11 protein-coding genes are annotated in these 14,170 nt (G+C 59.4%); 1 reads left to right on the top strand and 10 read right to left on the bottom strand.

Annotated features, from left to right (window positions below):
• The 9 genes from YUU_RS0135795 to YUU_RS0135745 form a co-directional block, all read right to left on the bottom strand.
• Positions 1-218 (bottom strand): ClpX C4-type zinc finger protein (locus YUU_RS0135795; protein ID WP_027526660.1); only part of this gene is annotated, 218 nt, incomplete at its 3' end.
• 7 nt (positions 219-225) lie between these two features.
• On the bottom strand, positions 226-459 hold the full coding sequence (locus tag YUU_RS0135790) for a hypothetical protein (RefSeq protein ID WP_027526659.1): 234 nt from the start codon (positions 457-459) through the stop codon (positions 226-228).
• A gap of 186 nt (positions 460-645) precedes the next feature.
• Positions 646-954 carry a hypothetical protein gene (locus tag YUU_RS59210; protein WP_156944690.1) on the bottom strand — a complete coding sequence of 103 codons (309 nt, stop codon included), beginning with the start codon at positions 952-954 and terminating at the stop codon, positions 646-648.
• Positions 955-1,192: 238 nt separating this feature from the next.
• Positions 1,193-2,386 carry an HlyD family secretion protein gene (locus YUU_RS52745; RefSeq protein WP_051390061.1) on the bottom strand — a complete coding sequence of 398 codons (1,194 nt, stop codon included), beginning with the start codon at positions 2,384-2,386 and terminating at the stop codon, positions 1,193-1,195.
• A gap of 12 nt (positions 2,387-2,398) precedes the next feature.
• On the bottom strand, positions 2,399-2,602 hold the full coding sequence (locus tag YUU_RS0135770; RefSeq protein ID WP_027526657.1) for a DUF1656 domain-containing protein: 204 nt from the start codon (positions 2,600-2,602) through the stop codon (positions 2,399-2,401).
• A complete protein-coding gene (locus YUU_RS52740; protein ID WP_063621785.1) occupies positions 2,602-4,419 on the bottom strand; it encodes an FUSC family protein in 1,818 nt (605 codons plus the stop codon). The genes YUU_RS0135770 and YUU_RS52740 overlap by 1 nt, the downstream gene beginning before the upstream one ends.
• Before the next feature lie 34 nt (positions 4,420-4,453).
• The gene (locus YUU_RS57080) at positions 4,454-4,924 is read right to left on the bottom strand and encodes a transcriptional regulator (protein ID WP_084801695.1); all 471 of its coding nucleotides are present in this window, start codon (positions 4,922-4,924) and stop codon (positions 4,454-4,456) included.
• 1,291 nt (positions 4,925-6,215) lie between these two features.
• Positions 6,216-6,851 carry a response regulator transcription factor gene (locus YUU_RS0135750; protein WP_027526655.1) on the bottom strand — a complete coding sequence of 212 codons (636 nt, stop codon included), beginning with the start codon at positions 6,849-6,851 and terminating at the stop codon, positions 6,216-6,218.
• A 220-nt stretch (positions 6,852-7,071) separates the two neighbouring features.
• Positions 7,072-7,287 carry a hypothetical protein gene (locus YUU_RS0135745; RefSeq protein WP_027526654.1) on the bottom strand — a complete coding sequence of 72 codons (216 nt, stop codon included), beginning with the start codon at positions 7,285-7,287 and terminating at the stop codon, positions 7,072-7,074.
• 586 nt (positions 7,288-7,873) lie between these two features.
• Between YUU_RS0135745 and YUU_RS0135735 the strand changes: the two genes are divergently transcribed.
• Positions 7,874-8,266, top strand: coding sequence for a response regulator transcription factor (locus YUU_RS0135735; RefSeq protein WP_027526652.1), 393 nt, complete (start codon positions 7,874-7,876; stop codon positions 8,264-8,266).
• Here the strand turns inward: YUU_RS0135735 and YUU_RS52735 are convergent.
• Complete coding sequence (locus YUU_RS52735) at positions 8,232-14,150, bottom strand: AAA family ATPase (protein ID WP_051390058.1); 5,919 nt, start codon at positions 14,148-14,150, stop codon at positions 8,232-8,234. The two genes, YUU_RS0135735 and YUU_RS52735, sit on opposite strands and share 35 nt — an antisense overlap.
• Between the last annotated feature and the right edge of the window lie 20 nt (positions 14,151-14,170).

Genomic DNA, 14,170 nt, shown 5'->3' with positions numbered 1-14,170 from the left:
TCGTCCAGCACCTTGCAGATTTCCTTCGGCGTCGGAATACCGTCGCGCGACTTCACCAGCGAGGACTTGTTCTCCTCACGGATGATGTCCATGCAGAGCTCGACGCACTCGTCGCAGATGAAGACCGTGGGACCCGCGATCAGTTTGCGGACTTCGTGCTGGCTCTTGCCGCAGAACGAGCAATATAGCGTGCTATTGGAGAGTGACTGAACTGTCATGGCGACCTCAGTGCGGCTTGCCGAGCACGAAAGTGAAGGGGACAACAAAGAGCTCATCGCCCTGGTCGTCGCTGACGTGCAAAATCCAGTCACGCCAATCTTCGAGGCTGCGCTCATTTGTAAATGATTGCACGACGCGGGTCGCATGATCGCGGGCCTCGGCAAGATCGTCCACTACGGCGCCTCGGCGATCGACAAAAACCTTCCTCGTGTTGGAGCAGTGGAAATAGACCTGGGTCATGTTCAGTCTCCATTGAATGGGATGGGCAGCAGCGAGAGGCAAGCGTCGCTCGAGTCCTCAAGGAGAGGGCGCGAGGGTGAGAGGGGCGACGCTGCTAAGATCTGGAACCACATCCAGTTAGCCAAGAGAGGAAACAGGATCATTTGAGCACCTCGCAAATCACGATTTTCCGAGGAATAGTGGGGCTCAACCGCCGCACTTCGTCGCCAACAGGTCGTTGAACGCGTTGATCACTGAATCGATTGCAGTCAACACCTGCGCGCCGTCGACGCGGTTGGCAGCGGCTTGTCGCAATACCACCGACTCATAGAATGAGGTGGCGTAGGCGCGACAGCGCTTCTCTTTGTCGGCGGCATTATCGAGTTGGCTTTGTACCGTCACCAAGCCAGCGCAAGAGCCGTCGATGTTCTTGTTTGAGGCGCAGCCCGCCGCGACCGCAGGAATCGTAGATGCGTTAATCGCGGCAGAAACTATCAGAACAGCGATTCTCCTCATCAGCGCACTCCATAAAACGAGTTGTTGCGAGGAGCGTTGCATTCTTCAGGTCTATGTTCTATTGCACGCGAGTCGTTTCCCGTACGGCTGTGGTTGCCCCACATAAACCTTGGCTTAAAAGATCCTGAGTGACGATTTGGGACGCGGCAGAGGTGCCACCTCTCTTAGCGAGAGAGGCAGCACCACACTCGATAGAAAGCTGACGCTGTCACATGCGCTGCAATAGCCGCTTTCTACGTTAGGGAGACGAAGAGCTCGGAATGCAGCCCGGTCGCGCCGACGCTTCGCCGATCAATCCGAAGAAGCTCGTCTCGAGTTCGGCGCGGATTCTTTGCAAGAGCGTCCCGATTCCGCCGTCCTGGCCGTCCCGGATCGTGACGGTTGCAGTCAAACCCGACACCAAAGGCACACCGGCCGGCACGTGATCGATCGCGATCCGGACCGGCACTCGCTGGGCCAGCCGTACCCAGGTGTAAACCGGATCGACGTTGGGCAGCCCCTGTGTCGCAGCCGCTGCATTGGACACGCTGACGCCTCGGGTCACCGTAGCGATGTGACCGATGACGGGCTCAGAGAAGCCCATCAGCTTTGCCTCGGCGCGGTCACCCACGCACAGCCGCGCCAGCTTCGTTTCCTCGAAGTAGCCGTCCACCCAATAGCTGTCCGTGTCGATGATGGAAACGTTGGCCGCACCTTGATGCGCATAGTCTCCTTTTCGGAGCATGAGATTGGTGACGATGCCATTCACCGGACTGCGCACCTCGGTGTTCCGCAGATTGTTCTCCGCCTGCCGCACCTGCTCCTGAGCCGCATCGACGGCGGCCTTTGCCTGGAGCGCATTTCCCTCATAGACCTGCTTCTGTTCAACGGACGCAGATAAATCAGACAAGCGGCTTCGCCGCTCAGACTGCAATTCCTTCACGTTCAAATCGGCCATCTTTTGCTGTAGGGCCGCTTTGTTTGCACGCAGCGCGACTTCGAAATCGAACGGATCGATGACATACAAGATGTCACCCTTGCGAACGAATTGATTGTCGGTGACTCGCAGCTCTTTGATTTTTGCGGAAACGTCCGGTGCCACGCTTGCAACTTGCACTCGCACTCGCCCATCTCGCGTCCACGGCCCGGCGTTGTACTGGTCCCAAGTCACGAGAGCGGCGGTCGCTGCAACGGCGGCGATGCCGACCGTCGCCAGCTTGCGCAGCAGATGCCTCGCGGTTCGCGAGCCATGACTTCGCCGCGGCGGCTTTGATTTTAGTGGAGGCAGGGCGATCTGTTCGTTGTCCGGGCAACCTTCCGATACCCTTAGGGCGACCTTGTCGAACTCGCTCGTTTGTCGAACCGGTTCCTTGGCCTCAACCGGCGACGAGCGCACGAGGCTTGTCTGCGCCGCGTTTTCCTGAACAGCTTCGTCATAAACGACAGCGTCCATGGTAACCCTCCTCTAGAACAACAGAATTAATAGGCCGATAACCGTCACATACAGGCTCATCTCAGCGACTGCGGCGTGACTGAACACCTTCGCAAACCCGACGACATGCAGAAGTGGTCGGAGCGCGAGGATGACGACAAGAGCTACCGCCAGGTAGGTTACAAGCGGCGCCATCAAGACGCCTCCGACCACCAGTTCTGCAAAGGTGTGTGCCATCAGGTTGCCTCCAAGAAATCGAGATTTTGTTTCCGATCGAAGATGTCGCTTGTCAGGGAAAGGCACGCCGCAACTTCTGCCTCAATCGAATCGTTGTGCGTAGCCTGTTCACGAAGCCTGTGCGCAATAGCGCGCAGCGCGGCCGTATCTCGCCTGACGATCGCCGCGCGCACTTCCTCTGCAAGCGGCCCATCGGCGAATTCCATCAGCTTCGCATCGCAAAGCCGGAGTATTGCCGATTGATCGAAGCAGGAGATTATTTCTGCGAGGCCGCGACTGTCCTTTCCTCCCCCAGCGGCAAGAAATTGCCCTAGCCGCGAGGCGTCCCGGAACGTCGCTTCTTCCAACGCCTCTCCCTTCCGAAGGAACGGCTCCTGCAGCTCGCTGCGGACCTCTGCCAGAAACTGCTTCCTGCGTTTGTCATCGGATACAGGAGGAATCAGTGTTTGCGTTGCGAACAGGAACGCGGCTGCCGCGATAATGAACACAGAGGTGAAGAGAAAGGCCTGCGGATTGTAGGTCTGTGGATTACTCGGCGCCAGGATGAGCATGGTGAAAGGTAGAATGGCGCGACCAAGTGACGACCACAGAAGGGTTTTGGAGGTGATAAGGAGTGCCGCGCCGATCACAAACGGCGCAAGGCCGATAGCCAGTAGAGGGAAGGCGTCGGCGCCATTGAGAATGATGAACTCGAGTATACCGGTCAGGACAATTGCGATCGGCGCAGCAACAAGTGCGACGGCGGTGAAGCCGCGCGGATTTGGAGTTGTCGCCCCCAATCCGATCATCAGCGCTACGAAGGACAGCGAAACGCTCGCTGCAGGCCACCCGGCCCAGACGTAGAATGCCGAGGCGATTGCAAACCATAGGACGGCGCGGACACCGCTTTCAGCGGCAATTCGATAAGAGCGATACAGGGGTGCACGCCACAATCGCAACGGCCACCTGCCCGATTTCAGGGCGAGCAGCTCTTGGCGAACCTCTTCGTCCCGTCGAACAAACTCGCTCCGTGCCGAGACTTCTGTTCGAGCTTCACCGCCGCGGACACAACTGCTGCTCAAGGTCCGCGCGTCCTGTAATTCGGCGATTAGCGAGACCACGGTGCTGCGGGCGGCAGCGCTCCTGACCGAGCCGCTGCTCGACTCCGCAACAAGGCTTGCGATCTCTGGCCGGAGCGCCACTATTTCGCGCAGTAGCGTCAGGAACGTCATCGAGTTGCTTGCCTCGTCGCTGAAGGCGGCGCTTGCATACGCGCGGACGCGGCGATGGATCGCCGCCAGCTGCGCAACCAGGCCCGGTTGACGGTTGGGAGCAAACATGAACGTATTCACCACGGCGATCGAAAGAATGCCGACCGCGATCGCGGCGCCACGCGCCATGCCGGACTCAAACACATGCTGCGGATTATCGATCTGCTGCGTCGCGATAAATGCGATCGTATAGCCGGACAGTACCGCCGCATAAGCTCGATAGCCGTCCAGGAGCTTTGCCGCAAAGACGCAAATGCCAAGCCACACCGCAAAAGCCACGAGGATCAGATCCCTGGCCTGCGAGAAGAGGCCGGTGACTGCGATTGACACTGTTACGCCCACCACAGTGGCGAGCAATCGAAAGCCTGCCTTGTCCAACGCCTGGCCGCGGGTTGGTTCGGCGAGAACTGCAACCGTAAGCGCGGCTGTCGTCGGCGATTCGAGCTGCAGCCAAAAGCTCACGAACAAGGCGAGGATGGTAGCCAGCCAAACGCGGATGGCGAAGCTCCAGGAGCTGACCGGAATATTCGCTACAGTGTACCGCTGCTCTGTCGTTATCGCGACCACGGTCGTGCCTCTGCGGATGCTTCGCCACTCGCGCTCAGTTGTCACGTCCCGATACATCGACCGAGGCGACGAAACAGTAGCCACGCCCAGGGACGTTGACGATGAACCGATGGCCGTCCCGGCCGTCACGCAGGGCGCGACGCAGCGCGGATATATGGACCGTGAGGTTCGCAGGCTCGACGAAGACATTGGGCCAGACCCGAGCCATCAAGTCCTGCTTACTGACCAGCTGACCGCGGCGTTCAAGAAGAGCAATCAGGATCTCCAGAGCACGACTTCCGAGGCACACGGGCTTGTCTTCTTCCAGCAGAAGAAACTGCGTCGGAAGCAGGCGGAATGGTCCGAAGGAAACGTCGGCTAGAGCGGCACCGACCGATTCGCTTCGTTTCTGGGAGAGTGGCGTAGCCGCGTTAAAAGGCCGAGCGGCGCGTCCGGTGTCAAGCTCCGGTTCGGGATGAAATTGCTCCAAGCGTCCGAAAGCTGCAGTCGAAGCTGATGCGCGCATTATGACCTCGCGTGCTTTGGCAGGCTAATCTCGCAAAGATGCCACTGACCCGTAATTTGACGATTTGGAGCACCGCGAGCTATTCCACGCGGGTCGTGCGCAATGACAGATTTGGTTGCATTGCCTAAACCTAGATTTACAAGCCGGGTGGAGGCGTTCGAACCGCGCATTGTGATTGCTCAGGCCGGATCAAGGAGGCCTGAAACTCTTGTCGCTGTCGCGCCTCTGCGTGGTGCTCGTGATCGATATAAACCGACGTATGATTAGCTGTATCTGGATTCAGTAATGCGCCTCGCTCTCCGTACATTCGCGCCCTACCGACGTGTAATGGCGTCAGTTGTCATCCTGCGATAACGTCACTCCATGCAGATCGCCAAGTGCACGCCAATCCAGATTTGGTTGTGCTCAGAGAATCGCAGCGGAACCGGACCTGCGAGCCGGCAGTTGCAAGAGGAGGCCGCCGGCGTAGCTGCCCGTCGGCCTTTTCTCTTTTCCGCTACAAGATCGCGCCCATCAAGGAATCCGCCAAAATACGCGAGAGCCGTTCCTGAGCTCCGAGCTACTTCGTCAACCCAATCTCGGAAAGCGCGGCACGCCGACTCGTGGCGAACAGCCTGATCTATCTTAGGCCGAGTGCCATAGACGCGTTGGGCTGAAGCGACGAGGCCGCATCAGCTTTGCTTCGTTAACTACCAAATTGGCGCGACGGCACAATATGTCGAAGGATCACCAGCGGACATCGTCTCGTAGTTCGTCTTACGTCCCAACCTGCTTCAACGAGTGGATAGTCGGCTTACCGTCCATGAATTCAGCCATCGCCCCCATGAGTGACTTGAAATATTCTGTGCTGAGATGGGCATCGACCGCTGCCTGATCGGTGTACCCTTCTCGTTTTCGTTGACCTTCTTGACGAGCTCCGTCGCGACCTTCTCGAAATCCGCGTTTTTGCCTTCCTTTATCTTGGTTGTTGCGACAGTTCCAAACATTCGCGTCTCCATCGAGTTTTTGAGTGCGTCGTTCTATTGAACGGCGTATGGGCTACTTTACCGACATGCGAAGGCGCCGGGAGTAAAGCTCGGCAAATCGTGCCAATTGCTGCTAGATCATGTCGACCGAGCAGGGATCGCAAACTGAAAGAGAGCCCCGCGTGGCTGGCACGCGTTGACCCACAGGCATCCGCCATGGGATTCGACGATTGGGGCGAGCAAAACGCGGCTTGTGAGATTGCGGCCATCGGCCGATAGGGGCTGTCGCCTGAGCGCGCCAATAGCGCGCCACGCAAAGGGACAGCTCAAGAGCGTTGCGGCCTATCAGGTACCAGCTTGAGCTTGTCAGCCATCCGGCCGAGCTCGGGAAGCGAACCGGCCTGCATCTTCTGCATCGCCCTGCTGCGATGCACCTTCACGGTGGCTTCGGCGATGCCGATATCGTGGGCGATCTGTTTGCTCAGGCGGCCGCGGGCGACCTGAATCATGATCTCGCGCTCCCTGGGGCTCAGCGACCCGAAGCGCTCCCTGAGAGCGACCAGGTCCTTCTCATTTTCCCGCCGCGCACGATCACGTGAGAGACCGAGCTCAATGGCGTCGAGGAGATCCTGGTCGCGGAACGGCTTAGTCAGGAACTCGATGGCGCCCCTTTTCATCGCCTGCACGGACATTGGTATGTCACCATGTCCTGTGACGAAGATAATCGGGATTTCCCTATTTGCCGTAACGAGCTCGCGCTGAAGATCGAGGCCGCTTTGGCCGGGCATTCTGATGTCAAGCACCAGGCAGGTGGGGCAATCCGGGAGATCGGACTTGAGGAACTCGGAAATGGACGCAAATAGCTGAACGTCGATGCCGAGCGATCGCAGTAGCCGCCCGACCGACGCTCGGAGGTCAGGGTCGTCGTCGACGACCAACACGGTGGAGGTGGAATCAGGCATCGCTGCTGCTCGAAGGGACCGCGAAAATGAGCCTGTGTCCTGGTCTTCTGCCAGATCGCGCATTTCTAGCCCTAATCCCCGAACCTGAACAGTCCCATTGTTCCCAAGCATGCGCGCGGGTACACTCAAGTTTACGACTCCGACTCAGCTTGCCCCCGACGTGCTGATCGACTTTAGGATCTATGGCTCGCCAGATCGCAGCTGAGCGATGCCCATCGCATCATGCATACCACTCGCCTTCAGCGCTGACAGCCGATCGAGCGAGTGCCTTGGCCGCATCGTCGCGGGAAGCCTTCTCAGCTCGCCGTTGATAATCGTCGGCAAGAGCCCTTAGCTGACCCGCGATCACCTCGTCAGTCATGGTTTTGGCGGAGCGGAGCAAGGTCTGCGCGGTCTTTAGATATTGCTTGCCTCGTTGTGAGATCTGAAGCGTCATGACGCCCTCGCGCGGTGTTCGGGCGACTGGTCGAAGGGCATTTGGAGCCAGCCCAACCAATTACGGTCACTCTGGCGGCGAGCTGCGAAGCGATCGACGCACTCCCGGGAGCAAAGCGGGGTTCGCCAAGAATAATGCCGGACGAGACCGAACTTGCCATCGCACATTGCGCATCGATTGGCCCTGTCAGACCCGTGAGTTTCTAAGCGGTAAGCCATTGTTTTCTCCTTTTCGCCCCTGCGCATTTCGGACGCATGCAGACTATTAGGATCGTTACCAGCACCTCAATTGAGCGCAGGTCGAAATCGGGCATCCAAAGAGGCGGGACGACGATACGAAGGCTTACAAACGCCCGGACGTGGGTCCTGAGGTCGCCAGGTATGATCCTAGCGATCACCTCGCCCAGCGGGGAGTTCTCCGTCCCAAGCGATGGCTGCCAGAACTCCCAATCGCCGTCGGCATAAGCCAAAGTTTAGGCGCATCGGCATTGCATCGGTGGCATTCTTGACGCAAGTCAAGCCATCCCACGCGGATCTACGGCACCGTTAGCTGCCCGCACGAAGGGGCCTGCGAATGGCATAAGGGCATGATGAAAAAGGTACTAGTTTCGGTCGTCGACGATGATCGGTTCTTTCGTGAGTCAATGTGCAGGCTCATGAGATCCCTGGGCCACACGGTCGACGTTTTCTCGTCTGCAACCGAATTTCTCGCCTCCCCGCGCCTCTCCGAAACTGCATGCCTGATCACCGACATTCATATGCCCGCCATGACCGGGCTCGAACTCTGCCGGCGCCTTATCGATGCGGGCCACGCAATTCCGACGATCCTTGTGACGGCATTTCCCAATGACGTCGACCGGGCTCGCGCGCTAAACGACGGCGTCCTGTGTTACCTGCGCAAGCCGGTAGACGAGGACCAACTCACGCGATGTGTTAGCGCGGCTTTCAACTCCGGTGGCTCGCCTGAAACGCAGTCGTGAGCTCTCTTTCGGTATCGGGCAAGGTGAACTGAAATGCAGCGCCGCGAGGCTCGTTCGCTTCTGCCCACAGCTTGCCTCCGTGAGCAAGGATGATGGAGCGGCAAATCGCCAACCCCATGCCTGTTCCACTGGACTTCGTGGTGTAAAAGGCATCGAAGATCCTATCGAGATGCGCAGGATCAATGCCCGGCCCTGAATCGCGCACGGCCACGAGAGCGCCTGCCTGGTCCAGATCGGTACTGATCAACAGCCATCTTGCTCCCTCTTCAACCGAGCTCATTGCTTCAGCCGCGTTGAGAATCAAATTCAGCAAGACTTGTTGCAGCTGAATGCGGTCCCCCAGAACCGGAAGCAATCCCTCCGCAAGCCGGGTCTGGACCGACACGCCATTCCTGACGGTCGCGCTTTGCGCTAACGCGATCACTTCGTTGATCGCCGCGTTGAGATCAAACCGCTCTTTTCGCGGCGGCGCTTTCTTGATTTGCTCTCGGATGCGATCGATGATGTCTCCGGCTCGATCTGTGTCCCCGACGACACAGGAGAGTGCCTCCCTGACCTCCCTCGCGTCCAGCGGCTCCATCTTCAGAAAATTCTGGGCCGCCCGGGCGTTGTTGCGCGCGCTGGCGATCGGTTGCGCGATCTCGTGAGAGAGCGAGGCTGCCAATTCTCCCATCATGCTCACGCGGTTCATGTGAGCGAAATCCGATTGCATCTGCTGCAACCGCGCCAGCGCCTGCGTGCGATCCTCGACATCCGTCAGGAGAACATACCAGCGAGTAATGCGCCCAGAGTCATCGCGAATTGGGACGCCGCGGACGTCAAACCATCGATATTCGCCGTCGAAGCGCCTCATGCGCGTTACGGTCTCGTAGAGAACACCGGTGGCGATTGATTTTGTGAGAATTTCAACGACACGGGGAAGGTCATCAGGATGTATCGGTCCGTTTGTGGCCCAGTTCTTCAGCTCTTCCAGTGACTGGCCGCAATACTCGACGATCTGACGATTGAGAGTTTCGATCTCACCATTCGGGGCCAAGACCGCGACGAAACCCGGTATCCCGTCAATTGCCGAACGCAAACTTCGCTCGCTCTCACGTAGCGCCTCCTCCGCACGTTTGCGTTCGGTCAAATCGAGCACGAACGCAACGCCCTCGTCGCCGCCTTGTTTGAAAAGCGTGGCGCCAATAAGCACGGGAACACGGCTGCCGTCTTTCCGAACATACTCCTTCTCGAAGGGTGGAACGATCCCCGTTGTGTCCAGCAGTGCGCGCGTGCGCAGGTCGCGCTCGCGCCATTCCGGCGGGGACAACTCAGTCCAGTGCAGCCGGCCTAAAGCCACGTCTTCGCGGTCATATCCCAAGATACGCAGGAACGCGTCATTGGCTTCAAGAATCCGACCTTCGCGATCGGCAATGAATATCCCGATGATGTTGGCGTCGACCAAACGCCGAATCTTGCCTTCCCGGTCCGCGAGGTCGCGATAAAGCCGCGAATTTTCGAGCGAGATTGCGGCCTGCGACGCCAGCATCTTCAACAAGGCGACGCGATCGGGCGTGAAGACGCTTGGTGCCAGATTGTTCTCCAGGTAGAGAATACCGGTAAGCTTTCCCTGATTGATCAACGGCAAACTGAGAATTGAGCGGACACGACACTGAAGAAGATAGGGATCAGAAAATCTCTGCTGAGAGGAAGCGTCGTCAAGAATCACCGTCTCATGCGTGCGCGTTCCATAACGAACCAACGACTCCGGCAACGCGGCTGCGCTGTAGGAGGCGTCGCGCAGATGCACGGCTACATTCTCTCCACTGGCGATCGCCTCCGCCTGTATCTGCAGCTCATCACCTCGCGGGACAATCAGAAGACCACGTTCAGCGCCGGCGTGCTCGAGGGCTGCGCGCATAAGTTTGTCGATGAGCTTTTCCAGCACCATCTCGCCAGAGAGCGCCTGCGAGACTTCGATCATCGTCGCCAGATCGAGATATTCGACCGGTGCTTCGATGGTTCCCGTCGAACCCGGAGCCCGTTCGTCGGCCCTCAGCCACGGATGGAGCTGATCGAGTTGCCGCACCTTTCCATCGGCTCCCCATCGTAGATAGTTACGCCGTGCGTTCCCCAGATACAGATGTGAGATCTCCTGAGAGCCGCGCGCCGCGTAAAAGCGAGCAGCCAACTCATAGGTAAGCGCTTCGTCGTGCACGAAGCTATTTGCGCGTGCCGACGCGATGGCGCGCTCGTAAAGGCTCATGGCATCGAGCGGCCGCCCCTCGATGCGCGCAATCTCAGCACCGAGCAGCGCGGCGCGGTGCGCGAAATTGTCCGGACAACTCTCCGCAAGGATTTCGAATTGACGGTGACGGCCGGCCATTGCCTCGAGGTGCTGTTCACGATTGCCTTCGTTGTCGGGGCCGCAGCAAGCGGCGTGAGAAAGCGCGGCGAAAAAGCCATAGTCCGACCTCGCAAATTCTGTAGGCTGGGCCCACAGCAGCTTCTCCGCGTTGGCGGCAGCCTCGAGCGCCGCTGCGTAGTCGCTCGCAAAGAACCGCGCCTGCAGCTTTCGAATCCACCACCAGCAAGCCGCAATGCCTTGACCTGCGCTACTCGGGAGTTGGCCCTCGAACTCGCTTTCGTCGAAATCCCCGTAATCGAAGCGGCCGAACGCGCGCGTAAGACCACGGAGCGTCCGGATGAGCCCGAGATGCGCCCTGGAGGTGTCGACCATGAACCCGAATCGGGCATGCTGCGCGAACTCGAAGTTAAGCTCGGCTTCGCGCTCGACCTCCGCCAGTGGATCCCCCGCGCAGAGAAGATTGGAGATAAGGATGCTCGAGCTGTACACAGCGTAACCGAGATCGCCGATCTCATTGGCAACTGAGAACGTCCGGCGCAACATACCCCTGCAGGATCGAAAGTGTTCCGCCCAGGTCTGGACAAGGCCCCCGAACCAACAATAGGTAGCAGGCTGCAAACGCTTGAGACCGCGCTGCTCCACCAGATCACACCCCAGCTGCCCGAAGCGAATGGCGTCCTTGTAGTCGCCGAAGTCACGGCCCGCGATAGTCGCGACCAAGACATATGCGCCGCAGGAGCTGTCGCTATTGCCCTTCTCGAGGCTCAAATTGATTGCCTTGCAGGAGGCGAGCGCATGGAGGTTTTTGTCCGTAAATTGCGCCGCCGGTCCGACTCTGGTCAGGACGTCGACGATCGCAAGGGACTCAGGATCGATCATCGAGGGAAGGTTGACGAGTTCCTCGATCGTACGGGAGCCAAGCAGTGACCAGATCCGATCGTATTCCCGCCGTACTTCGGCGTCCACTGGGTGTGGCGACCAGTGGATGCCGCGTTGGCGGAGATAATCGAGAGCGACCTGAACCGCTCGGTCGCTGCGGGCGAGTGCCGAATAGAGATCGATCCCCAAGCAGGCGACGAGAGCTTGCTCGACCGCGCCGGCGGTGAACGCCGACATGTTCTCCAGGCGCCGCTCCGCCGCATGGAAGTCACCGGTCAGAAATTCACATTCGGCGCGGTTGAGCTCAAGCTCGAAGGTAAGCTCGCGGCACTGTGGCCAGCGGTCGTCCGCCAGCAGCTCTCCACCTACAATCAGATAGGTAAGCGCAACAGCGTACGCTGCGGACGCCTTGGCGCGCTTTCCTGCGATCAAATTCAGCGCGGCCAATTGTTCGCGCTCCTCCCGCGAGGTGATCAGGGCCGCGGCGCGGTTGAGCTGGTTGACGATGTCGAAGATACTCTCCTCACGCTTCTCGCCGCTTGTGTGCAGGAGGATCAGCCTTCCGATTCGGAGATGCTCTTCGGGGCGCCATTCTTTCGAGATCAGCGAATAGGTGCCTTCGTGGATTCGGTCGTGCATGAATTTGTAGGAGCCGTCGAGACGCTCGATAAACTCCTGGCGCACAGCCTCCCAGAGATCTCGGTGAACCTGCTCCTCCGATGTGCCCTGAACGAGCGAGAGTGTGGCCGTTGGCGCGATATTTCCAAGGCAAGCGAACCTCGTGAGCGCCGTCTGCGTTTCAGCCGGCAGACGGCTCAACTTGCGAACCATGAGGTCCACGACGTTGTCGGTATAACCCTTTGAGTGAATGCGCGCGAGGTCCCATGACCAGCTCCCCGTGGCATGATCGAACGCGAGCAGTTCCTCATCTGCAAGAGTGGAGAGGAATTGGATGGCGAAGAACGGATTGCCGCCCGTCTTCTCGTGGACCAATTGGGCGAGCTCCGCAACCGAGGCCGGATGGCTGCGGATCGCATCTGCGATCAAACTCCCCAACTCATCGCGTGCGAGCGGCGAAAGGACAAATTCGTGCACCCGCGCTCCTGCTTTGCGGATAGCGTGCAGCTTGCGCGTCAGTGGATGGGTTGAATCGACCTCATTGTCCCGATATGCGCCGATCAGTAAGAGGTGTTGCACGTCGAACTGCGTCATCAAATCTTCGATCAAGTCGAGGGTAGCCGCATCGAGCCACTGCAAGTCGTCCAGAAAGAGCGCCAGCGGGTGCTCTGGGCGCGCGAAGACGCCGATAAAACGGCGGAACACGAGCTGGAAACGTTTTTGCGCACGTTGCGGCGGAAGTTCTGGCAGCGCCGGTTGCTCGCCGATGATGACCTGCAGTTCTGGGACGAGATCGATGATGAGCTGTCCGTTGGGCCCCAGCGCCTCGAGCAATACCCCACGCCACTCACGCAGTTCGGCTTCGCTCTTTCCGAGAAGTTGCCGGATCAGGCTTTGAAAGGCCTGCGCTAGGGTCGCATAGGGAATATCTCGTTTGTACTGATCGAACTTGCCGGAGGCGAAAAGCCCGCGCGGCAGTACCAACACCGGCTGCAATTCGTTCACGACCGAGGATTTGCCGATGCCGGAATAGCCCGAGACCAGGACCAATTCCGGGGCGCCACCGTCGACGACGCGGTCGAAGGCCGCGAGCAGGGTCTCGACTTCGCGCCGCCGCCCGTAGAGCTTCTCTGGAATCAGTAGCCGGTCGGGCGTGTCGTGTTCGCCGAGTGGAAAGTCGTCGATCCGCCGCTCCGCCTCCCATTCGGCCTGGCAGCGGCGAAGGTCGCTTTCGAGACCGGCGGCCGTCTGAAAGCGGTCTTCGGCCCGCTTCGCGAGCAGCTTCATGACGATCGCCGAGAGCGCGCCAGGGATTTCTTTCAGCCGCTCGGCAGGCGGCAGCGGCCGCCTGGCGAGGTGGCAGTGCACCCATTCCATCGGATCCGTTGCGCTAAACGGCAAAGCACCGGTGAGCATTTGGTAGAAGGTGACGCCAAGCGCGTAGAGGTCGCTCCGGGAATCGATTGACCGATTCATCCGTCCGGTCTGTTCCGGCGCCATGTAGGCGAGCGTGCCGGCGATCGTCTCCGGAGGACGAGGTGGCTGGCGTTCGCGCACGAAGCGCGAGGCGATGCCGAACCCGGTCAACCGCACTTCGCCGGTCACCTCATTCAGCAGGATGTTGCGCGGCTTGATGTCTTTGTGGACGAGCCCGCGCTGGTGAAGCTTGCCTAGCGCCACCGCGACAGGAATGGCAAGACGCAAGAAGCGTCCCGCCTCGATGGGCTCGCCGAGCAAATGGTCGAGCGGCTCGCCGCCCGCATCATCGAGCAGCAGCATGGTCCGGTCGGCATCGCGCACGAGCTCCAGCGGCCGCACCGCCCACGTCCCGTCGAGTTCATCTTTCAGTTCGTATTCGTGCGTGAGGCGCTCGAGGCTCGAACGAGGTGGGTGGTCGGCAGCAGGAGCAACGATCAGCACGGCGCGCTGGTTGCCATCATCGGCTAATCGCCAGCCACGCCGAAAGACACGTTCGTCGTCCTTCCACACGATCTGAGAGCCACCATCCGAGTACGCGACATTCAGCGAATGCGGCACCATTTGTGAGCCTCCGGCGTTCG

This window comes from Bradyrhizobium sp. Ec3.3 (assembly GCF_000472925.1).
Classification (GTDB): domain Bacteria; phylum Pseudomonadota; class Alphaproteobacteria; order Rhizobiales; family Xanthobacteraceae; genus Bradyrhizobium.
Note: the sequence above shows the minus strand (reverse complement) of the source record. Positions and strands in the feature narration are given on the sequence as shown.

Excerpts from the sequence above, each read along its gene's own strand:
- YUU_RS0135735 (WP_027526652.1), top strand. The coding sequence starts at position 7,874 with ATGATGAAAAAGGTACTAGTTTCGGTCGTCGACGATGATCGGTTCTTT.
- YUU_RS57080 (WP_084801695.1), bottom strand. The coding sequence starts at position 4,924 with ATGCGCGCATCAGCTTCGACTGCAGCTTTCGGACGCTTGGAGCAATTT.
- YUU_RS52745 (WP_051390061.1), bottom strand. The coding sequence starts at position 2,386 with ATGGACGCTGTCGTTTATGACGAAGCTGTTCAGGAAAACGCGGCGCAG.
- YUU_RS52735 (WP_051390058.1), bottom strand. The coding sequence starts at position 14,150 with ATGGTGCCGCATTCGCTGAATGTCGCGTACTCGGATGGTGGCTCTCAG.
- YUU_RS0135770 (WP_027526657.1), bottom strand. The coding sequence starts at position 2,602 with ATGGCACACACCTTTGCAGAACTGGTGGTCGGAGGCGTCTTGATGGCG.
- YUU_RS0135745 (WP_027526654.1), bottom strand. The coding sequence starts at position 7,287 with ATGACGCTTCAGATCTCACAACGAGGCAAGCAATATCTAAAGACCGCG.
- YUU_RS0135750 (WP_027526655.1), bottom strand. The coding sequence starts at position 6,851 with ATGCCTGATTCCACCTCCACCGTGTTGGTCGTCGACGACGACCCTGAC.
- YUU_RS59210 (WP_156944690.1), bottom strand. The coding sequence starts at position 954 with ATGAGGAGAATCGCTGTTCTGATAGTTTCTGCCGCGATTAACGCATCT.
- YUU_RS0135790 (WP_027526659.1), bottom strand. The coding sequence starts at position 459 with ATGACCCAGGTCTATTTCCACTGCTCCAACACGAGGAAGGTTTTTGTC.